The following is a 24,637-nucleotide window of genomic DNA, read 5'->3' as shown; positions in this document are numbered from 1 at the left end:
CCGCTTACAGTCATTCATCTGCGATTTCGACAAGCCCTTCCGTATGAAGATGCTCAACAAATGAAAGAACGGTTCTCTCACATTCCGACTGCTCAACGTTATATTGTTCCAGCAAGGATTGTACAATTTGATTTATCGATGATGCCTCTTCGACAAGGGACCAAATGTCGCCCCCGATATCTCCGAGATTATAATATTTACAACTCACAATATGTAAAACGACCTTCTCACCGTCTATATCAGATACGATGTGTCCAGCCGTTTGTTTAACTTTGCTATCCAGTGTGATGGTTTTGACCATATCCATACTCCTTTTCAATCGTATCAATCATTAGTGAAACCAGTTCTGAAGCAGTGAAACGGGTTGTGGGACGAGTAAGTGTATATATCGGAATTTGTTTCGTTAGGTTCGTTGTCAAAGTGAAACTCCACGCCATAAGTCCCATGGGAGGGATGAGGGCGCGGTTAAATGTATGCTGCATAATGGCACGAAACTTATCTGCCTTTTCGATCGAATCGACCGCTACTTCGTCTACTGCCTCTGACTTAACGAGCTCGAATATACCTGCAAGCGGCAATGGACGATCAAAGAAGCGTGTAACGGGGATAGCAAACTTTGTTTTTGTCTCGACTTGATCATCAACGCGCGCAACTCTTTCATAAATCGTGTGATAGTTGCTTCTGTCCATACCGAATTCATCCAGACATTCCTGCCACAACTTCTGCTCTGGAATAGCTGGCTCAACCATAACTTGTTTGCCATCCTCGGAGAAAGAAACCGGAATAATATCATCACTCAAGAAAGAATATCCTCTATCCAAAAACGCTTTCGTTAGCGTTGATTTACCAGCTCCAGATTGCCCAACAATCGCATACGCCCGTCCGTCAATGACGATAGCACTTCCATGTAGAGGCAGCGACTTTCGTTGCAATAAGAGAGTAGACATGCCGTATCCATCTAGATATAGCCTTAACTTCTCCGCACTTTGTTCCCCAATTGGTGAAACAATAATTGTATTTCCGTCTTTGACGAGATAAATGGCAACGTTCGTTATTTGAAACATAACAAAGTTATCTCTCACGACAAAAATATCATCCTCTGTAGATAACTGGGACCACAAAGCTAATAAATCACCCATCTCTACTCTTACATCGACAGATGGGTCCTGCCATGCAATTACCGCTGAACCAGGCAGTGGGATATCGCTCAATATTCGCAATCCGAAAGCCGTGTACAAGTATTTTTGTTCCGTACTGATCATAGCCGCTTCCCTTCATTAAAAGTAATAAGCCCTAATCCCAACGGCACTGGAATGAGGGCTAATCATTTACGGAATCAATGATGCATCTGATTAACTACCAAATCCGCCGCTACCTGATCCTGAACCGGAACCAGATCCGCTTCTACCTGGTTTTGATTTCATCGTCATGTTAATGTTGAGCACTTCTAACTGAGGTACTTTCCATTCTTTTTTCAAAATAGTACACCTCCCTTTGACGTAATGTCTTCGTAAGGAACAAGAGAATGAAACAAAAAAACTGCTCTTGTATCTGTTCTTAATAAAGAACATCCGCATGAACAGTTTAAGGAAATATTAAGGAATTGTCAATGTTTTTTTAATCTTACAAACATATCCATAGCGAAATACTTTCTGGGCTTTCTCTACATGAGTGGAGTAGCTCTTCGAGCAATTATTTCATCCATAAAACATTGCAACGTGCTCGTCAAATATGACTCTTTCCTCCTAATGAATATCGTCGAAATTTCTCGATAAGGCTTCGGAATATCATGTGCGTATATCGAACCGTTAGCGACCCAATCCGTCACGGCAGACTCGGGAATTATCGTTAGACCAAGTCCAGCGGATACACTGCCGATGATCGTTCCGAATGTTCCGAACTCCATCACTTGTTTAGGAATAATCCCTTCCGCCTTCATTAATCCTTCAAGCCTTTGGCGGTAACCACACCCTTTGTTATAAAGAAGAAGCGGTTTTGTGGAGAGATCACGCAGATTGAATTCCTTCGTTTTTGACACGAGCACCAGCTTCTCTTGAATAACTTCAATCTCTTCAATTAAAGGATGTACGATAGGACCAGTTACGAATGCCCCATCCAATCTCATTTCTATCACTTCATTCAGTAAATATTCCGTAACACCCGACTTTAAAGACAGCTCCACATTCGGATACTTATTATAATAAGCGGATAAAATCTCCGGTAATGAAATAACCGTCTCCACAATACCGATATCGAGAACACCGGAAGGATTGGACTTATCTTGAAAAGCACGCTTCATTTCTTTTACCTTCGATAAAATTTCCCCCGAATATTCCAAAAAACGTTTACCTTCCGAGTTCAAAATCATGCCGCGCTTATGTCTAACAAACAACTCCGTCTCAAGCTCTTTCTCCAGCAGCTTAATTCTTGCCGTTACATTCGATTGTACATAATTTAGCTCTGAAGCTGCCTTGCTAATACTTCCATGCTGAGCTACCGCTCTAAATATGTTTAAATCGTTTAACTCCACTGCCAACTCTCCTCCAGTTGCTGAACGAAATCAGATTGCTTTAGGTATCATTTTAAATGATGATAAACTCTATTTTCAATCATTTTACTGCGCGAAAATAACACCTTACTATAAATGAAGATCATTTAAACGGCAGATTCCAGTGTAAGGAGAGTCATCATGGCTAAGAAGCAACTATTATTAGGTTCAATTTTATGTCTTATTGCAAGTATGTCATGGGGTGCAATGTTTCCAGTTGCACATATCGCTCTACAGAAGATTGATCCGTTTTACTTCTCCTTTATCCGCTATTTTCTCGTAGGCATTATTCTTGTTGTGATGTTGCTTATAAAAGAAGGGAAAGCGGCGTTTAAGCTTGAGGGACGCGGTATAGCGCTTACGCTTTTTGGCACGATGGCCTTCACCGTTTATAATATGTGCATCTTCCTCGGGCAAGATATGATGGGCGCACCTGGAACAGTCGCTGCTTCTATTATGGAAGTGATGATGCCGATGATATCCATTATGATCTTGTGGATTACGAAAAAATCGATGCCAAAAAAATATATGCTTACAAGTATAGTCATCGCACTGTTTGGTGCACTTCTTGTTATTACGAACGGAAACCTTTCATTCTTTACAACAGCAAGTCAACATCTATTCCCGTTGTTCTTGTTATTCGTAGGTGTCGTAGGTTGGGTTGTTTACTCAATGGGCGGTGCACAATTTAAAGAATGGTCGATCTTGCGCTATTCAACATTAACTTGTTTGCTTGGAAGCGCCGTATCATTTGTTATCGTTGCTACGCTATCTATAACAGGATTAGTACCTGTCCCTTCACTTGAAACGGTGTTCTCGATTAAATATGAAATGTCCTTTATGGTATTGTTGCCTGGCCTCGCTGCCTTGTTATGCTGGAATGCAGGAATCAAAATGTTAACTCCACTGAACGGCATACTCTTCATAAACTTTGTACCTATTACGACATTTATCGTTATGGCCTTCCAAGGGTACCAAATCAGTGTTTATGAGCTAGCTGGAACACTTCTTGTTATCTTTGCACTGTTGCGTAACAACGCCTATCAACGGGGCTCAATTGGAAAAACGTCAGTTGTTGGTAAACCTCAATTTAATCAAACATAGGTCACAAAAGGGGCTGTCTCAATGGGTTTATTATAAACTCAGCTGAGACAGCCCTATTGCGATTACTTGAAGTTTACTTCAAATCGCTACCTCAATTGTTATTTTAGCGTTATAATCATCGAAGTAAGTAGAGCAGTGCAAGCTCTTAATCATCACGATTTCAGCAACTAGTTTAAAGGAGAAGAGCAACATGAAAAGGGAAAGCATCTGGGGTCCCAACTATCGAGCATTAACGATTGGTATTATTCTTGTCGTGACAGCAGCCGCATTTGAAGGACTTGCTGTTACAACGATAGCCCCTGCTCTTGCTAAGGAATTGAATGGCGAGAGTCTGTATGGATGGGTATTTAGTACGTATTTGTTGGCACAGTTGATCGGTACGGTCATTACTGGACAGCTGGTTGATCGCAGCGGCGCAGCCAAACCTTTTGTATTTTCTTTAATTATCTTTGGTATAGGGATTGTTCTTGCAGCGCTATCCCCCAATATGATCGTGTTTATTATTAGCCGTTTTCTGCAAGGTTACGGTGCAGGCGCCTTGGTCAATTGTGTGTATACAGCTATTACGCTGCGATATAGCGATTCCCTTCGTCCACAAATTTTAGCCGTATTTTCTAGTGCGTACATCTTGCCTGGTTTAATCGGCCCTTATGTCGCTGGCGTTATTACAGAGCAATTGGATTGGCGTTACGTATTTTGGCTCATATTGCCGTTCGTTTTCATATCCGCACTGCTAACGACTCCATCCTTCCGAGGGATGAACACAGCATTAAAATCGGCTCAAAAACTACGTGTCGTTCCACCGGTGTTATTAGCCGTTGGTACGGGAATCATGATTACTGGACTTGGCATGATGCCGCATCTCTATGGCATTCTGTTAGCAGTTGTAGGTCTCATAACTTTGGTCATTCCACTACGCCAACTCATTCCTGAAGGAACCTTTACTGCTCGGTCGGGAATACCTGCTATTGTTGCATCACGTGGATTGTTCGTTGCGGCATATTCGGGGACACAAACATATCTTGTACTTGCTCTTACATCGGTATTAGGTTTTACAGCGGATACGGCTGGACTCGCCGTTGCTTCGGCAGCTATTAGCTGGTCTATCGCAGCGAATCTGCAAGCACAGCGTGACAAACGGGATAACGGCGCTGGTCGGAAACGTCGTATATTAGTCGGCTTATCCTTTATGATCATTGGTGTCAGCGCTGCAGCACCGCTTGCTTTCATCCAAGATAGTGGGACAGCGTTAGTCGTTGCTATCGCGAGCCAAATCATTGTCGGCTTCGGCATTGGACTAGCCCATCCAACAAGTGCGGCAATCGCCTTCTCCTACTCGAAGTCAGGCGAAGAGGGCAAAGTGTCTGCCGATCTAGCAGTCGCAGATACATTCACACCAGCAATTAGCATCGGCGTAGCAGGAGCACTTATTACGATAACCGAAACAACGGGTTTCTCGACGGAGTTAGGCATTACTGTCTCTCTAGCAATGCAGTTGTTGCTAGTTATTGTAGGTATTGTAGCTGCGGTTAAACTTTCTAGAGGTGTTTTGGCAGGGAAGTAAGAGGGCGGCATCGAGCCAATAACTCGGTAGGCGGCATGGCGGGCGGCGGCTAACCCGATTTTTTCGGGTTAGCAGGGCCTTTTCGCGCGACGGACAGCGGCTAACCCGACTTTTTCGGGTTGCAGATGTCACAGTCGCTCATCTGCACACTGCAAGAGTAATTTCCACCCTTACAGCTATAATTGAGAAGAATTTGTGCCTTTCAAACAAATTCATCTCTGCCGATTATGAGTAGGTTGTTCTAGCGTATACAGTTCATCTTCTATTTGAGCCATCTTTTCATTCATTAGCGTACGTGCATCTGCTATTCCTTTGTTATATATGTATGGTCCAAGCTCTTTTATCATAAAGTCGATCATCTGCTCCGCACCTAAATCGCCGATCGTCTCCGATCTTTCTAACTCAAAGTAGGTTTTTACATTGCTGATGAGTACTTCCTTTTCTTCTTTGGGTAGTTTAATGGTTATCATCACATTTGACTCTCCTAAGTATCATGAAATGAATAATCTACGCTATACTCGATATATACACCAAAACAACACGACTTCCAAAACAATGAAACAGATTATCTTAAGGAACTAACTTATTGAAAATTGTTCGAAATAACTTTCCTTCGTCTGTCTTTTCTTGTCGCTAAGGATTCCCTTTAGTCTCTCTGATTCCTCAGGAGTAATTTCCCCAGTGCGTGCCTTTTTATCCATTTCCTTAACTAAATCATCCAATGCGCTCATTAGTAAATAAGGCCTTTCGCCTTTCCAATCCGTAAAAAAATAATCGTCCTCAACCTCACCATCATGTGAAAAGATTAATCGATAATAGGCTACTTCTACTGATCGATATTCTATTCTTACTTTAGCCTCTATGTACTCCATCACACCATTTTCGGGACCCAAATACGCGAAATCCTTTAAATTCAAAGAGATATTTTCGACAAATATCTTGAGCTTATCACTTGAATATTGAAAAAATACATCTTCAAACTCCTCCGGATATTCTTCTCTATAACTATTAAAGTTTAACCAAAACGCTTCTATCGTTCTTCTATGTATATCATGTTTCTGTATCCAATCCTTTAGTATAGAACTATCCATTACATCCTCCTACTACAATTATTTCATATACTTTCCCGCGTGTTAACACATGAACATACACACCAATACTGTCGCATTTAACTCTTTAAATATTGATAAATTCACTTCACTACCCTTACTTCACAATAAACTCATAAAAATCTGATGTCTTTTGAAAATCATACTCTATCTTTTCATACGTAATTCTAAATTTAACTATCGCCTTAACCTTATACTTTCCTGCTTTATGAATAGTGAATTCATAATACTCTTTACTTCGTTGTTCTTCCCCATTATGTGTGTAAACTTGATTAGGCTTAATTTCTGTGATCATTCCAGTATCGTTTCTAAAAAGAAAATCGCCACTATGGGGTACGCTATCTCCTTTTTCATCAACAATCTGATAAGTGAACATATCCACTCCATGAGTTATAGCCCACTTGTTTTTGGCATGATTCATTAGATACCCATGTACTTTAAACGGTCGATCCACATGAACATCTACTAGTTCTTCGATTCCAACCTCAAACATATTTTCTCTGGGTTGTGGGATAGATTCACTGCAACTAGTTAATAAACCAAGTGAAATAACTAAAGTAACAATCATCCTCATAAAAAATTTACTCAACGATCTCGCCTCCTCTTCTTCTCTGCTTTCACCTTCTTTCCTATATAAACTGAATAACCGTCCTTAAAGTTGCTTCCATCCAACTGCTATTTCAACTAAATCCTTGCTGCCGATTTGAATAGACTTACTCATAATTTCCTTAGCACCAATCCGCTTATAGAAACCTAGTGATGGATTATCTTCCAATACCCAAGTCATAATAGAGTTGTAATTTTCAGCTCGCAATGCCTCAGCTAACGCATTAAACAGCAATCTCCCATATCCATTCCCTTGAGCCTCTTTCAATAAATAGAGCGCATATACTTCCGCATCATACTCTAATTCTGCCTCTCGACTTATTCCACCATTAATGAATCCAACAATATGTTCATCCTCATCCACTAACACAAATATAAATTCATCTTTATTCGGGCTAATAAATCGTCTCTCCCAAAGCTACATTCGCCCCTCTAGCGTCAAACTAGCTAAAAACTGATCAGAAATAATACCCGCATACGTCGTCCGCCAGCTCTCCAAATGAACCTTTGCAATACCTTCCATATCTTCAACAATTGCTGGTCTAATGTTCATTTGATTTCAGGCTCCTATCTTTATATTTATTAATCAAATCACAAAATGAATAACACCCTGATCTTTCTCTAAAACTTTATCTATTAATGCTATCAAACTATCTAGCGTCCTAATGAGTTCATCACGATTGAACAGAGGTTTTCATATTCACCCTTGTGAAATAATGAATAAGATCATCATCCATTACTGCCTGCGGAAACTCTATTATTATCTCATGATAGATTTTCAGGAACATACTTTTCAATTATGAATTGGTGATACGGCATATCTTCACTCCTTGCGGTTTTCTAAGTAAGAGTCTGACGAATTGCACTTGCTAACGATTTTGAAAAGTAATTGGCATTATTTACGTTAATCATTACTCTATCTTTCGAATCAAATATCTTCTTTCTCCAAGTCGAAGAAACACTCACTTCGTATAAAATTTCTTCGAGAAATTTTTTATGTGTCTTTTTTCTCATTCTTTTTCTCAAAAATAGTCTCCTTAGTAATTACTATTTTAAACTCCCCTTAATTTTCATTGCGCAATCTAAACAATTCAAAGTTCTGAGTTTTATCCCCATGAAATCCAGAAACACATCCTGAATTAGTTTTGCCAATTCAACCTCATCTAGTAAGCTAATATTCATAGCCGCAAGTTCTCTTATTTCTATACTATATTCATTTGGCGGGGCCCCACCTGCTAATAAACCTATCGGGTCCCATTCGTTAATATACTTCGAAATCGTTTCTAATTCACTTTCATATTTCATTACTATCACCTACCAAAATAAATAAACTTATTTGTATTCACAAACACTAAAACAACTTCGAACCCTCTAACATTTTCATCTTAAAAAGCCCTAATTCTTTTTCATTATTCTGCAAAATTACTTTCTCCCCAGCTCAAGAAATGAACCAATACATAACCCACCCTTAGAGCTATCCAACACGGCAAATACGATTTCGTCGAACAAGACGCCATATTCCTCGACCTCAAGCAGTTCCTTCCACCAACCTGCTACTTCTATTGGATCGTTACGGAATACCCCACAACCATATGCTCCGAGAATAAGATTTTTGTCCCCTCTAGAAGCGAATATCGCTAAAGCTAGACGCATGCGATCTTTCATCACACGTTTTGCTAGCCGGGTATCTTCACCTTTCAAAACAACCTGTCCATAGTTAACTGCTGGTAATGTAAGTACAGAAGCAGTCACTACTTCCTCCATAAGTTCAAAGCGAGCATCACGAATAAATGGTACATCCGGTGAATAAATAGCATAGTTGGTATACATCATAGATTTAGTAGCACGGTTAACTCTGTAATATTCTTCATTTCGCAATTGAGTTTCGTACAGACCTCTCGATGCCGCTAAGCTTTCCTCCTGTGCCATCGCACCGTTTAGAAATCCGCCTCCGGCATTTTTTGCACTGGCAAAGTTGAGTACGCCTACGTTCTTAAGCCCTGCTTTATCCATATTTAAAATCGCTTGCACGGTAGCTTCATTAGTAACACTTCGTTTGGCTTGAGGTAACCCGGTCGGCAGTTTCAATTGCTCTACCAATAGCGCCCCTTGTTGTGGTGTTATCGTAATGCTGTGTTCCTCTGTATTTCGTTGCAAACCCGAAAAATCCACACACTTCCCGTTATGCTCATAATATCCTTGATGGATATATCGAAGAGTATCTTCTGCAATTTTTTTGCGATTCATATTAACCCCTGCTTCCTCTATGTTTTCGGTATAGTCGTGACGGACGATGTCCTGCATTTTCTGTGTAATGATCTGTTTCTTCAACGAGATGGACAACTTTACGACGGAAGGCTGCTTTCAATAATTCTTTATTCAAAATAACTTCATACACTTGCTGCAACTCCGTCAACGTGAATAACTTCGGCATTAGATGCAACGCGATATCGGTGTATTCCACCTTACCTTTAAGACGCTCTATCGCAAATACAATAATCTTTGCATGGTCAAACGCTAAACCATCATTTGAAATAACGCTATATTCCCTCTTTGATATCGACTGTGTTACTGTTTCTTGATATTCCACAACAGACGCAAGTGTAGTAAGCTCACCACTTAGTTTCAACTCATAGTGTTTAGACTGAATATAGCCATCTTCAAATAATTCTTTCTGTTCCTTAATAAGTTGATAAGAGACACTAAACCATGTAGCTTTGTCCGCGTCATCACCAGCTTCTAACTGTACTTTCGCACTGTCGATGAGTGCCATATAGGAACAACTCATAACCCATGTCCTCGGATCACGTCCTGGATCACTAAATGTATACAGTTGCTCTAAATAAACATTGTCTACGCCCGTCTCCTCTCGAAGCTCTCGCTGTGCTGCCTGTTCAGATGTTTCTGTAGGACGGACAAATCCACCTGGTAACGCCCACTTTCCTAAATACGGATGAGCCCCCCGCTTTATTAACAATAATCGCAGTTCCTTTACTGGCAGCTTGCGGTAGTTGTCTTCCTCTGTATGTCCTACTGTAAAAATGACCATATCTGTTGCTACCGATGGCCGTTCAAAATCTTCGACCTTATATTGCTTAAGGTACTCCTGCTCGGTAAGCCCATTCCTATCTCTTTGTTCCATTCGCTCATCACCTGTTCGTAACATTTTGTTATTATCTATTTGTTACTAACAATAATTTACTTTGAATATTTTGTCAACAGATTGCAGCAATGGCCTAATTTCGACAAAAGTTAAAGCGCTTACACTTTTATATTGACATCCAAATATAGTCAAACTACAATACTGCTATACACCTTTGCCTACCTACTCTCATCAAAAGTTAAAGCGATTAAACTTTTAAAAAAAGAAGGGCAGTGATGCAGAATGAAACACCATTCTACCAGCGGAGCATATTCAATCGTTAAGTTAACGATTGTTATGACAGTTATTACGGCACTTATTTTGATGCTTATTACGTTGCAGCCCATTCATGCTCAGTCAGGCAAAACAAACAGTTCAGAGAAAGCATTAAGACCGTTCCCTCAGCATATGGCTTCTGTGAAAGGAACGATTAAACCAAATCATGTATCGCAACAACAAATGGATAAAGAAGTAACACTTCTCTACAATGAATGGAAGAAAAAATATGTACGGGCAAATCCATACGACGCTAACCAATATTATGTGTGGTACAACGATGGGGGCTGGAATGGTGATGCAATTACAGTCTCCGAAGCACATGGATACGGCATGATCGTAACGGCAATTATGGCTGGACATGACAAAAAAGCGAAATCGATTTTCGATGGTATGTACCGATTTTTCCGTGCTCACCCAAGCGAACTTGATCCCGATCTGATGGCATGGCAGCAAGCCGACAGAGGTGGCAAGATTATTGATGTTAACGGTACCGATTCCGCAACCGACGGAGACATGGACATTGCTTACTCCTTATTACTGGCTGATAAACAGTGGGGAAGTAATGGAGCAATCAACTATAAAGCAGAAGCAATCAAAGTCATCAACGCCATTATGGAAAATGAAGTTCACCCTACGGACTTCCATCTTCAGTTAGGCGACTGGGTAAAAGTATCTGATAGCGTACCGAGTTTTGCACCTGCGTCACGTCCTTCTGATTTCATGCTTCAACATATGAAGGAATTTAGTAAAGCTACAGGTGATACTCGATGGGATAAGGTTATAGATAATACTTACGGCATCATTACAGACATTCATAAAAACTACAGCCCAAAAACCGGCCTACTACCCGACTTCGTTTACAAAGATCCTAAAGATGGCAAGTACAAGCCAGTTGATCAATTCAAATGGCCGACAGAAGACGGGTTTTTCCTAGAGTCAGAACTTGATGGTGCGCACAATTACAATTCTTGCCGTACACCATGGCGTATTGCCACCGACTACTTAGTAACTGGTGATAGCAGGGCACATGACCAACTAACTGCGCTAAATACATTTTTGAAGGGCAAACACAAAACCCCTGCTGAAATATGGTCGGGTTACTCGTTAGATGGCAAGACGAAACTAAGCGAGTGGGACGGTGGGTTAGACTTTACTGCACCATTCATGGTTAGTGCTACAATCGATTCTAGTAACCAACAATGGTTAAACGATCTGTGGGACTATCATACAGATGCAGTCAACCCGACAGCTGTGGAATGGAGATACTATTACGGGAACTCCATCCGTTTGCTTAGCATGATCGTCGTATCAGGCAACTGGTGGTCGCCAACTGGCGTTGCATCCACAGATATTGCTGGACACTCAGCTCAGAAAGAAATGATTACAGCCTTGTCCGAAGGAATAATTAACGGCTATCCTAATGGTACAGTTAAACCTGATGAGCTTGTTACTCGTGCTGAGTTCACGGTTATGGTTGCCAAAGCAATGAAGCTCGAAGGAGAAGGTGCAACACTTACGTTTATGGATACACGAAATATTCCAGCATGGGCGAAGCAATCAGCAGCACAAGTTGTTGAAGCAGGTTTACTAAAAAATGTAGCCGTAGACCTCTTTCATCCTGCAAAAGAAATTACGCAAGGTGAAGTTGCAACTATATTAAAAGCAGCTGGCCATACGTGGGGCGAAGCGGCTTTGGAAACATTTAATCCAGAATCTAGCCTCACTAGAGCGGAAGCTGTTACCCTATTGGCAGGTTTAGATAACAAATAATTGAACACAAGCTTTCTTCTTGATTACCGTGGACTGCCAACTTATTGGCCAATATGATATGTTAGTACTAGAAGCGGTTATTTCTTGAGGAGAGTAGTGTAGATGAAAGTAAGTATCTTTGATGTTGCACGCAAGTCCGGACTATCCGTTGTTACGGTATCTAGAGTTATTAACAATGCGGGAACGGTACGAGAGAAAAACCGAGAAAAGGTGCTGCAGGCAATGCAAGCACTGAACTATCATCCTAATGCGGCTGCAAGAAGTCTTGCAAGAGGAAAAACGGGAGTAATTGGCATTACCATTGCCACATTAAACGACTCCTTCCTAGACACCGTTGTAAAAGAAATCAACGACGGATTGAAGGCCCACCAATATTTGCTGGCCTTATTTATTTCCGATGATGATGAGTCGGATCTTCATCATGCGATCTTTCAAGAGGATCGGGTCGATGGCATGATTATGTTGTCTCCACTGAGTGAAGTTCGATATGTTGATGCACTGACGCGCAAACGAATCCCATTCATTATGATAGACAATCAGCAGGAAAATACACCAGCACCTTCTATTAGGGTGGATAATTTTCGCGGCGGCTACTTGGCTACAAAACATTTAATAGATCTCGGACATACAGATATCGCTCATATAAGTGGACCAGAGCCCTACCTTAGCAGTAAGGAACGAGTATTGGGTTACTTGAAGGCTATCGCTGAAGCGAAACTTGAACCTCGAATAGAACCAGGTAAATTCACTATTGAATCGGGTTATGAAATTGGGGATCATTGGGCAAAGTCGGGGACATTACCTACTGCTGTATTTGCTGCGGATGATATGATGGCATTTGGTGTAATGGACGCATTCAAAAATCATGGATTACAAATCCCTCGTGATGTATCCATCGTCGGCTACGATGATCAATTATTCGCCACTCAGCTTCGTCCACAGTTAACTACAATACGACAACCAGTTGAGGAAATTGGTCGTCACGCTATCGACTTGTTGCTTCGCTGCATCGAAGATCCAAATGAGCAAATGTCTAGAATACCTTTGCAGCTTCAACCAGAACTTTTGGTTAGGGAGACCACCTGTGCTCCAAGTAAGTCCATACAAGTGAAGCAGTAAGAAGACATTTTCCATTACAAAAAAGACTCCATGTAAGAGAAACGTTATGAAATCATCCGTCATTACGAAAAAAGGAGCTTTTCCAAAAGGTCATTTTTGACCCTCTGGACAGCTCCGTTTTCATTTTTACGTAAAAAAGCAATCTCGATTTCATAGTGGGTCGTCATAATGATAATGCTTCATTCTCCCATTCCTCTCTCGATGTTACAATTTAATGGATTCCCCTAATTTATTTCCGTTCTCATCAACTGGTACAAGGAAATACTCTTCTTTGTCTACATCTATTGGATCATATTGAATGTAGGATGCCTCTGTTATATCGTGGCCATATCTTATTCTAAATCCTATTTCTTCACCGTTAGTCGAAACAAGTTTAAAGTATGTTTTTTCCAAACCAGCATTCAACTGATAATAAAGCATAGTAGAAACAGGTGAAGCCATTAGTTTTTCTAGTTTTACTTTTTCCCCGTTATAAAGAGTAATCGTTTTGTCCAATTGAACAGTTTCAGTGTTCTTTCTAAGCTCGGTTGGAGATACCTGTACATCGAATACCCAAGGTTCCTCAATGACATGTGACTTATTTTCTAAACGCGGCATTCTGAACTCTTCATATGAAATCGTTAATTGAAATTGCTCCTCTTGCGGCAGCTCGCTCAGCTTAATCGTTCCATAGATGATATACATGTCATCGCTTACTTTAATTGTCTTTGTTCCCCTTGTAACTTCAACATTTTTCCCTTGAATATAAATATGGGGAGATAAAGTTGTAAATGTATCAAATGCAATGCCTTGTTTGGGTTCAAAGGTTGAGCTTATAAGCAAAGAGTCCGCATCAACAAGTACTTCGTTTAATGTGAGTTTTCCATATTTATTTTCGGCCGTCTCCCCAACTGCTGTTTTGTAAGCGGAATAATCGAGCTGCTTCTCGTTATCTATAAAATGCTCGATAAGTCCAGCCACAGCAGTTACCTGTGCAAGTGCCACTTTTCCAATCGGGCTCATAACACCCATGGTGAGCACTACAGCAGCAGCTAATCCTAACCACTTTTTAGAATGTGTTTTACGTTTGGCAAGCTTTGAACGCACTCGTTTTTCCCATTTTTTTTGTTCTACTTCAGTTAAAGTCACTTCTTCATAAACGGATAAGTCTAGTTTTACATCGTTTAGTTCTTTATACATGGACATGAATTCACACCTCATTTTTTGGGATGAACGCTTGTTTAATTTTTTTACGTCCTCTTGAAAGCTTGTTATAAATCCAAGATTCCTTTACATTCATTTGCTGGGCCATATCGCGAGATGACACACCTTCTAAGTAATATTTTTCGAATATAGTCCGTTCGGTTTCCGATAGATGATCTAATACTTTCTCTATATCTTGATCTGGTGACTTAGACTGCTCGTTATGCTCGTTATGCTTGTTATACAGATCATCGGTTATTTCTGCGCTCACATATTTCTGTCCGCTTCTGATCATTTTTCGCTGATAGTCAATTGCACGATTTTTGGCAATAGCAGCTATCCACTGCTTAAATGTATTTTTCCGTACATCAAATGCTCCGATATGTTGCCAAACAGCTAGCAGCACATCATCCAAACATTCTTCATATTCTTGCTGATTGTAATGCACATGATGTTTAATGATCGATGAAAGTAATCCTCCGTACGTTCCAATAACAAATGAGATAGCTTTCTCGTTACGATTAATCATTTGTTGTACAACGTTGTCTTCTGTAATTTTCACAACTACTACCCTCCCTCATGCTACTCGCTCGAATCTATTAGTTAATACGAATGAAAAGTAACAAATCTATCAAATCAGCACCCAAGTTAATTGCATCGCAGTTATCTGGTGTATCACTATAGAACGATTAAAATACCGGTATTGCTTCATTTTCCCATTCCGTTTAAGATATTTCACAGTAAAATATTGGAATATAGTGATAAAAAAATACCGTCCTCATCTACTGAGAACGGTAACCTATATCTGTATCTCTATGAAGGATCAGCGATTTCACTTATAAGCTCTGGAAGCCAATCCCGAAGCTGATGGAACGACGCACCTGCGGCAACTGCTTTTGCATTATCTACAACAAACGGCTTCGTAATACCGAATGGTGAGCCGTTTGTTTCATCTACTTCGTTTACTACCTGCCCTCGTTTACCTGTCTCTTGCTCAATAATCGCCAATATTTCTCTTAGTGACACTTCGCCGTAAGAAGCTGCATTAAACGGGCCTTCTAAGTCCATTTGACCAATCCATGCAAGGAAAGAGGCGGCTTCATCCGCACGAATGTATGTCATCTTTGCATCTAGATTTGGTATGCCGATAGGTAGCTCTTGCTGAACACGCTCAACATGGAAGTGAAGTCGTCTTGTATAATCGTCATGGCCGAGAACGATAGGAAAACGTACTGCGGCTACTGGGAAGGAGGCTTTTTGGAGAAATACTGCTTCAACAAGTCTTTTACCTTCCGCATAGTCTATATTCTGTTCATAAGAATCCGGCACAGGGTATACATATGGATCAAAATCCTTTTCGGAAAGACGCTGTTCTCCGAAATTGTACACACTCCCTGAGGATGTTAAAATATATCGCCCCGTTCGTCCAGCGAACAGCTTCAGCGCATCTTCCGCAACTTGCGGGGTGTAGCAAATGTTGTCGTATACAATATCAAACGATGTTGAACCAAGAGCTTGTTCTAGAGCAGTCGAATCGGTACGATCCACCTGTAGACGCTTAACCGAATGACCAAATGAATCTGCCATATTCCCCCGTGTTACAATCGTTACATCATGTCCATTCTGTACGAGCCCTTCAACTAATCGTTTGCCGAAAAATCTAGTTCCACCGAGCACAAGTATTTTACTCAACTTACCTACCTCCCTAATTGAAAAGAAATAATTCCACTACACCGGTTACTCTCTATTCGACACATCCATATCCATTCGACAACCTACAATAACTTCCTCCTTTTACCATCACTTCATTTCGCAACATTTCACTTACTATACTTTCGTAACATTATAATATATAGTATATAATAACTACTTAAGGAGGCGAATGAAATGGCCGAATCTACAGTAAACATGGAAATTGGAATTAGCACCTTTTTGGAAACGACACCAGACCTAGTAACAGGAAAAACGATTAGTCACGCCGAGCGTATACGTCAATCTGTTGAAGAAATCGTATTGGCCGATCAAGTTGGCCTTGATGTATATGGAATCGGTGAGCATCATCGACCTGATTACGCCGGATCAGCACCAGCCGTTGTGCTTGCAGCTGCTGCCGCAATGACGAAACGAATTCGTCTTACAAGTGCTGTTACCGTCCTATCATCGGATGATCCTGTTCGTGTCTATCAGGACTTCGCCACTTTAGATGGTATTTCTAATGGACGAGCTGAAATAATGGCAGGTCGAGGTTCATTCACGGAGTCATTTCCACTGTTCGGTTACAGCTTGGATGATTATGATGAACTATTTGAAGAAAACTTGGAGTTGTTACTTGCGATTAGAGATTCAGAGAAAGTAACATGGCGTGGCGGACATCGCCCAGCTATCGATAACCTTGGCGTGTACCCACGTTCCGTTCAAAGCCCGCTTCCAGTCTGGATCGCAAGCGGCGGAAGCCCACAATCGGCTGTTCGAGCTGGAATATTGGGATTGCCTATCGCCTTTGCCATTATCGGTGGTATGCCTGAGAAGTTTGCTCCTTTAGTTGCACTTTATAAGAAAGCCGCAGCTCAAGCAGGACATGATCCTGAGAAGTTAATGATTGCGACGCATTCACATGGGTTTGTAGCTGACACAACCGACGCTGCTGCAGAAATGTTCTACCCTTCAACGCAAGCACAGATGAATGTGATTGGCCGCGAGCGTGGTTGGGGCAATCATTATGACCGAGCAACTTATGATGCCATGCGCAGCCTGCAAGGAGCACTTTATGTCGGAGACGCTGACTATGTGGCGGAGAAGATCATTTTGCTACGCAAAAACTTGGGCGTCACTCGCTTCTTCCTTCACCTTAATGTTGGAACGATGCCGCATAAGGATGTATTACGCGCAATCGAATTGCTTGGCACTCGCGTTGCTCCATTTGTACGCAAAGAAATTGCTCGAATAGAAGGAACAAACTAATTAACCTCTGCACCCTTCACGCCGTCTACCGATGGAGCTGGAGGGTGTTTTTTATTTGAAGACTAGGTTAGTGTTATGTAAATAATTTCTATAATCATCTAAATCGGGCAGGAAATTCACTTCACATGTCGAATTATGACTCTTTGTGTAGAAAATTATTGTTTACAAGGAGGAGCATTATGATTAGGCAATATAAGAGAATCGTCTTGTTTACGGTTTTCATAATGGTATTTATCATAGTCAGCGCAGTAGGCTATGCACAGACACAGACGCCTGCAAGTCAAAATTTTGATTTGGCAACAGGAGCAACAAGTACAATAGGGGGCAATTTAACGTTGGATGGCATCGTCTATTCAACAGACTCTGTCGCTGATCAGGTAGCGGTAGACTCCTGGACGAATGGTTCTACAATAGGTTCCGGGAATGTACTATTTTTTAAATATGCAGGTAATACTTCTGGTTCTTACTTTCAATTCGAATCAGAGAACCCCACTAATAACTTCAAAATCAAATCGTTAGAGCTAGATGTCTATGATAACCTCACTGGATTTTCGCAGGTATATAACGTAACAGGTTATGATGAAGAACAGCCAATCGCAAGTACTACCATTCATTTTAAATCCCCGCAAGGAGTACCAACTACATTCGGATCAGGCAAAGACGCAGTATCTTGGACTAGACACAACGGTACTCCTGGTGACTATACTGGCGGTGTATTAACATTTACAGGCAGTGGTTGGGGTAATGTAGATCAAATTAGATTTACAGATGTTGACAACGTAGCTCATGATTACATATATGGCATTTTTGATAACCTTGTGCTTGAAGCACCAGTCCTTCCAACTTACACATTAACCTATTCTGACAATGGAAGCTCAAGTGGTAACGTTCCAGTGGACAATAACAGTCCATATACAACAGGGGCACAAACGAGCATCCTTGATAATACAGGATCATTGACGAAAACAGGTCATACATTTGCTGGCTGGAACACTGCAGCGGATGGAAACGGAATAAACTATGCAGCAAACGATACCTTTACGATGGGAACAACTAACACGACGTTATACGCGAAGTGGACTCCAAATAGCTACACAGTCAGCTTTAACACAAACGGCGGCACTTCCGTTTCGGCTGTGAATGCTGATTATAACACTGCAATTACTGCACCTGCCACACCAACAAAAGCTCACTATACTTTTGAAGGCTGGTATAAAGAAGCTGGACTTGCAACGAAGTGGAATTTCGCTACAGACAAGATTTTAGGCGATACAACTTTATTTGCGAAATGGACGATTAAAACGTACGACGTTAACTTCGATGTTAATGGTGGCAGCTCAATCGCCTTGCAAAATATAGACTATGGTAGCCTAGCAAGCAAACCTACCGACCCGGCTCGTACAGGCTATGCCTTTGAAAATTGGTATACGGATAGCAACTATACAACATTGTTTGACTTTGCTTCTCCAATTTCAGGAAACACAACCATCTACGCAAAGTGGACACCCATTAGCTACACGGTCAGCTTTAATACCGACGGTGGCTCAGTAATTGCAAATGTAACTGCTAATTATGACACTACAATTACAGCACCTGTTGAACCAACAAAAGCTCATTACACTTTCGAAGGCTGGTACAAGGAATCTGGACTTTCAACGAAGTGGAATTTCGCCACAGATAAGATTCTAGGGAATACAACTTTATTTGCGAAGTGGACCGTTAATCAATACGACGTTAACTTCGATGTTAATGGTGGCAACTCTATCACCGCACAACACATCGAATATGGCAGTTTGCCAACTAAACCTGCTGACCCAAGTCGTACAGGATATACTTTCGAGAATTGGTATACAGATAGCAGCTTCACAACACTATATAACTTTGCTGCACCGATCTCAGCCGATACGACGATCTATGCAAAGTGGACGCCGATTAATTACACAATTAGCTTCAATGTTGACGGCGGTTCAACAATAGCAGATGTAACTGCTCACTATGACACTGCAATTACAGCACCTGTCGCACCAACAAAAGATCACTACACCCTGGAAGGCTGGTACAAGGAATCTGGACTTTCAACGAAGTGGAATTTCGAGACAGATAAGGTTCTAGGGAATACAACTCTATTTGCAAAGTGGAAAGTTAATCAATACGACGTTAACTTCGATGTTAATGGTGGCAACTCTATCACCGCGCAACACATCGAATATGGCAGTCTCCCAACTAAACCTGCTGACCCATCTCGTACAGGCTATACTTTCGAGAACTGGTATGCAGATAGTAGCTTCACAACACTATTTAATTTTGCTGCTCCAATCTCAGGAAACACAACCATCTACGCGAATTGGACGCCAAATAGCCATACGATCAGCTTCAATGCTGACGGCGGTACAGCCGTAGCAGATGTAAATGCTAATTATGACACGACAATTGCAGCGCCAGTCCCACCAACAAAAGATCACCACACCTTGGAAGGTTGGTACAAAGAATCTGGACTAACGACGAAGTGGAATTTCGCTACAGACAAAATTGTAGGCGATACAACTTTATTTGCGAAATGGACGATTAATCAATATGACGTTAACTTCGACGTTAACGGTGGCAGTTCTATCACCGAACAACACATCGATCACGGCAGCTTGGCATCTAAACCTACTGACCCATCTCGTACAGGATATACTTTCGAGAATTGGTATACAGATAGCAGCTTCACAACACTATATAACTTTGCTGCACCGATCTCAGCCGATACGACGATCTATGCAAAGTGGACACCAATTAGCTACACAGTCAGCTTTAATACAGACGGCGGATCTTCCGTTGCAAATTTAGCCGCTAATTATGATACTACAATTACAGCACCTGCTGTACCAACTAAAAGTGGCTATACCTTTAACGGATGGTACAAGGAATCTGGATATATTAATGTTTGGAATTTCACAACGGATAAGGTACTAAGCGACACGACGTTATATGCAAGTTGGACTTATATCGAGCCATATGTTCCGCCAACTACACCGACAACTCCAACACCGACTCCAACACCACAACCATCAACCGAGGTTGAAGTGATCGTAGATGGATCGTTGGAAAAATCTGGTACATCAACAACGACTACTGTAAATAATCAAGAAACTACAACAATAACAATCGATACAAAGAAGCTCGAAGAAAATCTCGCGGATGCAGGTCAAAACGTCATCATTACAGTTCCTGTTACAGCAACATCCGATATTATTATTGGCCAATTGAACGGAGAACTCGTTAAGTTTATGGAAGAAAAAGAAGCTTCCATTGCATTCAAATCCGAGAAAGCAACCTATACTTTATCTGCGGAGCAATTGGGCATCGATGCCATATCGAAACAACTTGGTACCTCCATATCATTGCAGGATGTTACTATCCATATTGAAATCGCGGCACCAAGTGCAGATACGTTGAAGCTCGCCCAAAATGCTGCAATAAAAGGCAACTTTACGATTGTTGTTCCACCAATCAATTTTAACGTACGTGCCACTTACAAAGATTCAACGATTCAAGTAGCTGATTTCAACAGTTATGTGGAGCGACTAATCGCGATTCCAAATGATGTTGATCACAAACGTATCACGACCGGCGTTGTAATAGATCCAGATGGAACTGTCCGACATGTGCCTACAAAAATAGTTCTTATCGATGGTAAGTACTATGCGAAAGTAAATAGCTTAACGAATAGTACGTATTCCATCATTTGGAACCCTGTCACATTCAAAGATACAACGGATCATTGGGCTAATACAGCGATTCAAGACATGGGTTCTCGGATGATTATCAGCGGGAAAGGAAATGCTTCTTTTTACCCTGATCAAGAAATCACCCGTGCAGAATTTGCAGCAATTATCGTAAGAGCATTAGGGTTGAAACCTGTACAAGGGGCATCTCCGTTCTCTGATATTGACGCTAATGACTGGTACAATGAAGAAATTCAAACGGCTTATGCTTACAAGCTGATTAGCGGCTTTGAAGATGGTACCTTCCGTCCTATGGATATGATTACGAGGGAACAAGCAATGGTCATTATTGCAAAAGCAATGAAAATTACTGACCTTCGTACAAATAGTTCATCTATCTCTACTGAACAATTACTACAATCATTTACTGATATCGGGAATGTTTCTGCTTGGGCAAAAAACAGCATTGCTGATTGCTTGTTAACAGGCATCATTTCAGGTAAAAACGGTAATGAGCTTGCACCACAGACTAATATTACACGAGCTGAAGTTGCGTCAATGATTTATAAGCTTCTACAAAAGTCAGATTTAATTTAATTACCACTACTAAACAAAAAGGGTTCCTCCACAAGATGCTTGAGCAGCATCTTACCGGAGAAACCCTTTTTATATTCCGTTTTTATTACGTGTTCTTCTAAACCATCTATTTCGAAATATCTACAAATCCTTCACCGAACACATTCCGTACATCATGGATCGTAATGAACGCATTTTTGTCGATTGATTTGACGATCTTCTTAAGTGCACTTACCTCTTGTTTCGTTATAACAATATACAGAATATCTTTTGGCGTATTCGTGTAGTTTCCACGTCCGTAGAAGACGGTAACACCTCGATCCATCAACGTATTCACTCGCTCTGCAATAAGCGCCTGTTCATTAGATACGATCATAACAGCTTTCTGAGAGTTAAGACCTTCGATGATGAAGTCCATTACTTTAGTACCGATATAAAGCATTACAATCGTAAACATAAGTGCTTCTGCACCAATAATGAAGTAAGAAGAGAAAGCAACGATTAAGTCAAAGAATAGTAGTGCGTAACTAACATTCCAATCCAAATGTTTATTCATGATACGTGCCAGAATCGTAGTTCCTGCAGTCGTTCCGCCAACTCGTATAATAAGTCCAATACCAACACCGGTAAATACGCCGCCGAATATTGCATTAATGATTAAATTATCAGATAGTGCACTCCAACCTGATGTGAAATGCAAAATTAATGAGTAGAATGTAACTGCAATAATCGTATATATCATCGCTGTTCGATCCAAAAACTTATACCCGACGACTAACAATAACGCGTTGATAATAATGCTGACAAGTCCAGGTGACCATTGGAACAAGTAATAAAGAATAATTGTAATACCTGTTACTCCACCCTCACCGAAATGATTCGGAATAACAAACACGTTAATGGCAAAAGCAAAAATAAATGATCCAATCAAAATCATAAGAATGTCAATTAGTCGTTTTTTCATCATGAGATTTCCTTCCTGATTTAAGCACTCAAAACATAAAAAAAACGTACACCGTAAGGTATCCGCCAGATTATCGATCTGTCTTGCTTTGCGTGTACTCATTATGCCCTCAACGATTATAACAGATGCATATTTCAGGGGTCAATTCAAATACAATCCAATATTGCAACAACTAGACCACTTTCATAGCCGATTCCTGACTTTTAATTGAAAATATACCCAATTTACCTTACTATCTATTTATATACAGTACTGAAAGGAGATGTTCCTCATCATAAACCATTACAAAAAGAATATAAATTATTTTATTGTAGCGAGCTTATTTATTATTTTATTCGATCTTTTAATAATTAACTCTCCATTGTTCATAGAAAATGATCAGCTTCTCACCATTGGAATATCGTTAGACTTCGTTGTTGTATTGCCGTTGTTGCTATACTTCTTTTTTTTTCGTAAACAAAACATCACAATCATCTCTGCCCTTCCCTTCGCTCTCGTTGGCTACTTAGGCTTAGTCCTCATCATACCAGCTACAGGTCAAGAAACACTTGAAGTGATAAAGTACATTCTTATACCATTAGAGATTATGCTCGTACTGTATCAGCTACGTAAAATATTCCAAGCCGTACTGACATCTAGACGCAGTCGTTTGACGAATGCTCACCCAATCGAAACACTTCGAGAAAGTCTTGGAACCTCCTTCAAGCATTCTACATTCGCATCACTCATTGCACACGAACTATCCGTCTTTTATTATGCAGTACTCTCTTGGCGTAAAAAGCCTTATTTACGAACAGGGTTTACGTCATTTAGTTACCATACCGAATCAAACTGGCTTATAACGATACTGTTATTGTCGAAGATACTACTAATAGAAGGCGCGGTTGCCCATATTCTTCTTATGCAATGGTCACACATCGCTGCATGGGTACTGACCTTTGGAAATGTGTATATCATCATCACAATGATCGCTGACTACCGTGCTACGCGTTTAAATCCTATTTTACTTTCTGAAAATGAGATGAGAGTACAATACGGCTTGCAAATGATAGCATATGTAGATAGTCATAATGTGGAGTCTGTCTCCCTCATTTCAAATAAGACACTCACGAAAGAACAATTAAAAACATCATTTACGCCTATAGCGACAGAACCTAACGTACACATACAGCTTAAAAACAGCGTCACTGTTATACGTATGTTTGGCAAACGACAAATCGTCGATAACATCTATCTTTTTTTGGATAAACCTCGTGAATTTCAGCTCGAATGTCATTCATTCATGGATAAACACACTCAGGAGTAGTTGTAACAAACTATAGGAAGCCATTCATCTGAGGGAGCTGAAGAGGATGAACAATAAGCAAAAGTCCGATTGGGTATCACTATATACAGCGTTATCACTTCAAACCACAATCTCAATCGATGAATGGCATACTCTTGGGCAATTAATGACACATAAACGAGTAGCCAAAGGCGACTATTGGGTGCGTGCAGGCGATGAGGTCGACTCTATAGCATTATGTGTGAACGGGTTATTTCGATTGTTCTATACGACGCCAGATGGCAAAGAGTTTAATAAAAGTTTTTGCAAAAGACATGATTTCATTGCCCCTTATAGCTCTATCCTACAGAGGGTCCCTTCTTATTTTTCTATTCAGGCTCTTGTAGACAGTGAAATACTGGTCATGCGGTATGAAGATTTTATTTCTCTTTATGAACGGAACGCTAGTTGGGATCGATTCGGGCGAATTATCGCTGAACAGTTGTTTATAAAGAAGGAAACGAGGGAACGCGAGCTATTGCTCTTAACTGCTGAAGAAAGATACTTTAATTTCCTAGAACAATACGGACAATTGGCAGCCGAGATACCCCAATATCACATTGCCTCCTATCTAGGCATTACGCCTGTTGCACTTAGCCGAATTCGTAAACGTATTAACATAGGTTAATGAAATGCTACTCTTTCCGGTCTATAGTAGAGGCAGAAAGGGGAGAACATT

Annotated in this window: 24 protein-coding genes; 8 read left to right on the top strand and 16 right to left on the bottom strand. The window is 40.7% G+C overall.

Translation table 11 applies throughout. The annotated features are described in order from the left end of the window. Nucleotides 1–10 precede the first annotated feature (10 nt). From I6N90_RS17790 to I6N90_RS17775, 4 genes are all read right to left on the bottom strand, one after another. Nucleotides 11–301 (bottom strand): lasso peptide biosynthesis PqqD family chaperone, encoded by a 291-nt coding sequence (locus I6N90_RS17790; RefSeq protein ID WP_197936958.1) that lies wholly within the window; start codon nucleotides 299–301, stop codon nucleotides 11–13. Next, on the bottom strand, nucleotides 276–1,262 hold the full coding sequence (locus tag I6N90_RS17785) for an aldolase (RefSeq protein WP_197936957.1): 987 nt from the start codon (nucleotides 1,260–1,262) through the stop codon (nucleotides 276–278). Before I6N90_RS17785 ends, I6N90_RS17790 begins: the two co-directional genes overlap by 26 nt. Nucleotides 1,263–1,352: 90 nt before the next feature. Continuing rightward, complete coding sequence (locus I6N90_RS17780; protein ID WP_197936956.1) at nucleotides 1,353–1,478, bottom strand: paeninodin family lasso peptide; 126 nt, start codon at nucleotides 1,476–1,478, stop codon at nucleotides 1,353–1,355. Nucleotides 1,479–1,663: 185 nt separating this feature from the next. After that, nucleotides 1,664–2,530 (bottom strand): LysR family transcriptional regulator, encoded by an 867-nt coding sequence (locus tag I6N90_RS17775; RefSeq protein ID WP_197936955.1) that lies wholly within the window; start codon nucleotides 2,528–2,530, stop codon nucleotides 1,664–1,666. 159 nt (nucleotides 2,531–2,689) lie between these two features. Here I6N90_RS17775 and I6N90_RS17770 point away from each other — a divergent pair, with 159 nt between their 5' ends. Both I6N90_RS17770 and I6N90_RS17765 read left to right on the top strand, forming a co-directional pair. After that, nucleotides 2,690–3,652, top strand: a complete 963-nt coding sequence (locus I6N90_RS17770) for a DMT family transporter (RefSeq protein ID WP_197936954.1) — start codon at nucleotides 2,690–2,692, stop codon at nucleotides 3,650–3,652. Between the two features lie 190 nt (nucleotides 3,653–3,842). Continuing rightward, nucleotides 3,843–5,216, top strand: coding sequence for an MFS transporter (locus I6N90_RS17765; RefSeq protein WP_197936953.1), 1,374 nt, complete (start codon nucleotides 3,843–3,845; stop codon nucleotides 5,214–5,216). Nucleotides 5,217–5,428: 212 nt separating this feature from the next. Here the strand turns inward: I6N90_RS17765 and I6N90_RS17760 are convergent, their stop codons facing one another. The 8 genes from I6N90_RS17760 to I6N90_RS17730 all read right to left on the bottom strand — a co-directional run bounded on the left by I6N90_RS17760 (nucleotide 5,429) and on the right by I6N90_RS17730 (nucleotide 10,073). After that, a complete protein-coding gene (locus tag I6N90_RS17760) occupies nucleotides 5,429–5,686 on the bottom strand; it encodes a DUF2164 domain-containing protein (RefSeq protein WP_197936952.1) in 258 nt (85 codons plus the stop codon). 108 nt (nucleotides 5,687–5,794) lie between these two features. Further along, complete coding sequence (locus I6N90_RS17755) at nucleotides 5,795–6,307, bottom strand: hypothetical protein (protein ID WP_197936951.1); 513 nt, start codon at nucleotides 6,305–6,307, stop codon at nucleotides 5,795–5,797. 115 nt (nucleotides 6,308–6,422) lie between these two features. Continuing rightward, entirely contained in the window at nucleotides 6,423–6,914 is a 492-nt protein-coding gene (locus I6N90_RS17750) for a hypothetical protein (RefSeq protein ID WP_197936950.1), read from the bottom strand. A 63-nt stretch (nucleotides 6,915–6,977) separates the two neighbouring features. Further along, nucleotides 6,978–7,307 carry a GNAT family N-acetyltransferase gene (locus I6N90_RS24875; RefSeq protein WP_332262475.1) on the bottom strand — a complete coding sequence of 110 codons (330 nt, stop codon included), beginning with the start codon at nucleotides 7,305–7,307 and terminating at the stop codon, nucleotides 6,978–6,980. 42 nt (nucleotides 7,308–7,349) lie between these two features. After that, nucleotides 7,350–7,484 carry a hypothetical protein gene (locus I6N90_RS25135; protein ID WP_269669522.1) on the bottom strand — a complete coding sequence of 45 codons (135 nt, stop codon included), beginning with the start codon at nucleotides 7,482–7,484 and terminating at the stop codon, nucleotides 7,350–7,352. 494 nt (nucleotides 7,485–7,978) lie between these two features. Next, nucleotides 7,979–8,236 carry a hypothetical protein gene (locus tag I6N90_RS17740; protein ID WP_197936949.1) on the bottom strand — a complete coding sequence of 86 codons (258 nt, stop codon included), beginning with the start codon at nucleotides 8,234–8,236 and terminating at the stop codon, nucleotides 7,979–7,981. Nucleotides 8,237–8,353: 117 nt separating this feature from the next. Beyond that, nucleotides 8,354–9,178 carry a TIGR02452 family protein gene (locus I6N90_RS17735; protein ID WP_197936948.1) on the bottom strand — a complete coding sequence of 275 codons (825 nt, stop codon included), beginning with the start codon at nucleotides 9,176–9,178 and terminating at the stop codon, nucleotides 8,354–8,356. 1 nt (nucleotide 9,179) lies between these two features. Then, nucleotides 9,180–10,073, bottom strand: a complete 894-nt coding sequence (locus I6N90_RS17730; RefSeq protein WP_197936947.1) for an NUDIX hydrolase — start codon at nucleotides 10,071–10,073, stop codon at nucleotides 9,180–9,182. Between the two features lie 243 nt (nucleotides 10,074–10,316). Here I6N90_RS17730 and I6N90_RS17725 point away from each other — a divergent pair, with 243 nt between their 5' ends. After that, a complete protein-coding gene (locus I6N90_RS17725; protein WP_197936946.1) occupies nucleotides 10,317–12,122 on the top strand; it encodes a glycosyl hydrolase family 8 in 1,806 nt (601 codons plus the stop codon). Between the two features lie 102 nt (nucleotides 12,123–12,224). Further along, nucleotides 12,225–13,241: a LacI family DNA-binding transcriptional regulator gene (locus tag I6N90_RS17720; protein ID WP_197936945.1), complete on the top strand. Its 1,017-nt coding sequence runs from the start codon at nucleotides 12,225–12,227 to the stop codon at nucleotides 13,239–13,241. A gap of 204 nt (nucleotides 13,242–13,445) precedes the next feature. On the opposite strand, the gene I6N90_RS17715 is transcribed toward I6N90_RS17720, so the two are convergent. From I6N90_RS17715 to I6N90_RS17705, 3 genes are all read right to left on the bottom strand, one after another. Continuing rightward, nucleotides 13,446–14,426, bottom strand: coding sequence for a DUF4179 domain-containing protein (locus I6N90_RS17715; protein WP_197936944.1), 981 nt, complete (start codon nucleotides 14,424–14,426; stop codon nucleotides 13,446–13,448). A gap of 4 nt (nucleotides 14,427–14,430) precedes the next feature. Beyond that, complete coding sequence (locus I6N90_RS17710; RefSeq protein WP_197936943.1) at nucleotides 14,431–14,985, bottom strand: sigma-70 family RNA polymerase sigma factor; 555 nt, start codon at nucleotides 14,983–14,985, stop codon at nucleotides 14,431–14,433. A gap of 251 nt (nucleotides 14,986–15,236) precedes the next feature. Beyond that, a complete protein-coding gene (locus I6N90_RS17705; protein WP_197936942.1) occupies nucleotides 15,237–16,115 on the bottom strand; it encodes an NAD-dependent epimerase/dehydratase family protein in 879 nt (292 codons plus the stop codon). Nucleotides 16,116–16,310: 195 nt separating this feature from the next. On the opposite strand from I6N90_RS17705, the gene I6N90_RS17700 reads away from it, so the two are divergent. Together I6N90_RS17700 and I6N90_RS17695 are read left to right on the top strand one after the other, a co-directional pair. Beyond that, nucleotides 16,311–17,384, top strand: coding sequence for an LLM class flavin-dependent oxidoreductase (locus tag I6N90_RS17700; RefSeq protein WP_232243085.1), 1,074 nt, complete (start codon nucleotides 16,311–16,313; stop codon nucleotides 17,382–17,384). A gap of 179 nt (nucleotides 17,385–17,563) precedes the next feature. Next, entirely contained in the window at nucleotides 17,564–21,691 is a 4,128-nt protein-coding gene (locus I6N90_RS17695) for an InlB B-repeat-containing protein (RefSeq protein ID WP_197936941.1), read from the top strand. A gap of 106 nt (nucleotides 21,692–21,797) precedes the next feature. On the opposite strand, the gene I6N90_RS17690 is transcribed toward I6N90_RS17695, so the two are convergent. After that, nucleotides 21,798–22,634 carry a YitT family protein gene (locus I6N90_RS17690; protein WP_197937203.1) on the bottom strand — a complete coding sequence of 279 codons (837 nt, stop codon included), beginning with the start codon at nucleotides 22,632–22,634 and terminating at the stop codon, nucleotides 21,798–21,800. 361 nt (nucleotides 22,635–22,995) lie between these two features. Between I6N90_RS17690 and I6N90_RS17685 the strand changes: the two genes are divergently transcribed. Further along, nucleotides 22,996–23,940 carry a hypothetical protein gene (locus I6N90_RS17685; protein WP_197936940.1) on the top strand — a complete coding sequence of 315 codons (945 nt, stop codon included), beginning with the start codon at nucleotides 22,996–22,998 and terminating at the stop codon, nucleotides 23,938–23,940. Between the two features lie 46 nt (nucleotides 23,941–23,986). Continuing rightward, a complete protein-coding gene (locus I6N90_RS17680; protein WP_197936939.1) occupies nucleotides 23,987–24,586 on the top strand; it encodes a Crp/Fnr family transcriptional regulator in 600 nt (199 codons plus the stop codon). Nucleotides 24,587–24,637 lie beyond the last annotated feature (51 nt).

The organism is Paenibacillus sp. GSMTC-2017, assembly GCF_016019935.1.
Lineage (GTDB): Bacteria > Bacillota > Bacilli > Paenibacillales > Paenibacillaceae > Pristimantibacillus.
Note: the sequence above shows the minus strand (reverse complement) of the source record. Positions and strands in the feature narration are given on the sequence as shown.

Excerpts from the sequence above, each read along its gene's own strand:
- I6N90_RS17790 (WP_197936958.1), bottom strand. The coding sequence starts at position 301 with ATGGTCAAAACCATCACACTGGATAGCAAAGTTAAACAAACGGCTGGA.
- I6N90_RS17785 (WP_197936957.1), bottom strand. The coding sequence starts at position 1,262 with ATGATCAGTACGGAACAAAAATACTTGTACACGGCTTTCGGATTGCGA.
- I6N90_RS17770 (WP_197936954.1), top strand. The coding sequence starts at position 2,690 with ATGGCTAAGAAGCAACTATTATTAGGTTCAATTTTATGTCTTATTGCA.
- I6N90_RS17765 (WP_197936953.1), top strand. The coding sequence starts at position 3,843 with ATGAAAAGGGAAAGCATCTGGGGTCCCAACTATCGAGCATTAACGATT.
- I6N90_RS17760 (WP_197936952.1), bottom strand. The coding sequence starts at position 5,686 with ATGATAACCATTAAACTACCCAAAGAAGAAAAGGAAGTACTCATCAGC.
- I6N90_RS17755 (WP_197936951.1), bottom strand. The coding sequence starts at position 6,307 with ATGGATAGTTCTATACTAAAGGATTGGATACAGAAACATGATATACAT.
- I6N90_RS25135 (WP_269669522.1), bottom strand. The coding sequence starts at position 7,484 with ATGAACATTAGACCAGCAATTGTTGAAGATATGGAAGGTATTGCAAAG.
- I6N90_RS17740 (WP_197936949.1), bottom strand. The coding sequence starts at position 8,236 with ATGAAATATGAAAGTGAATTAGAAACGATTTCGAAGTATATTAACGAA.
- I6N90_RS17735 (WP_197936948.1), bottom strand. The coding sequence starts at position 9,178 with ATGAATCGCAAAAAAATTGCAGAAGATACTCTTCGATATATCCATCAA.
- I6N90_RS17730 (WP_197936947.1), bottom strand. The coding sequence starts at position 10,073 with ATGGAACAAAGAGATAGGAATGGGCTTACCGAGCAGGAGTACCTTAAG.
- I6N90_RS17725 (WP_197936946.1), top strand. The coding sequence starts at position 10,317 with ATGAAACACCATTCTACCAGCGGAGCATATTCAATCGTTAAGTTAACG.
- I6N90_RS17720 (WP_197936945.1), top strand. The coding sequence starts at position 12,225 with ATGAAAGTAAGTATCTTTGATGTTGCACGCAAGTCCGGACTATCCGTT.
- I6N90_RS17715 (WP_197936944.1), bottom strand. The coding sequence starts at position 14,426 with ATGTCCATGTATAAAGAACTAAACGATGTAAAACTAGACTTATCCGTT.
- I6N90_RS17700 (WP_232243085.1), top strand. The coding sequence starts at position 16,311 with ATGGCCGAATCTACAGTAAACATGGAAATTGGAATTAGCACCTTTTTG.
- I6N90_RS17695 (WP_197936941.1), top strand. The coding sequence starts at position 17,564 with ATGATTAGGCAATATAAGAGAATCGTCTTGTTTACGGTTTTCATAATG.
- I6N90_RS17690 (WP_197937203.1), bottom strand. The coding sequence starts at position 22,634 with ATGAAAAAACGACTAATTGACATTCTTATGATTTTGATTGGATCATTT.
- I6N90_RS17680 (WP_197936939.1), top strand. The coding sequence starts at position 23,987 with ATGAACAATAAGCAAAAGTCCGATTGGGTATCACTATATACAGCGTTA.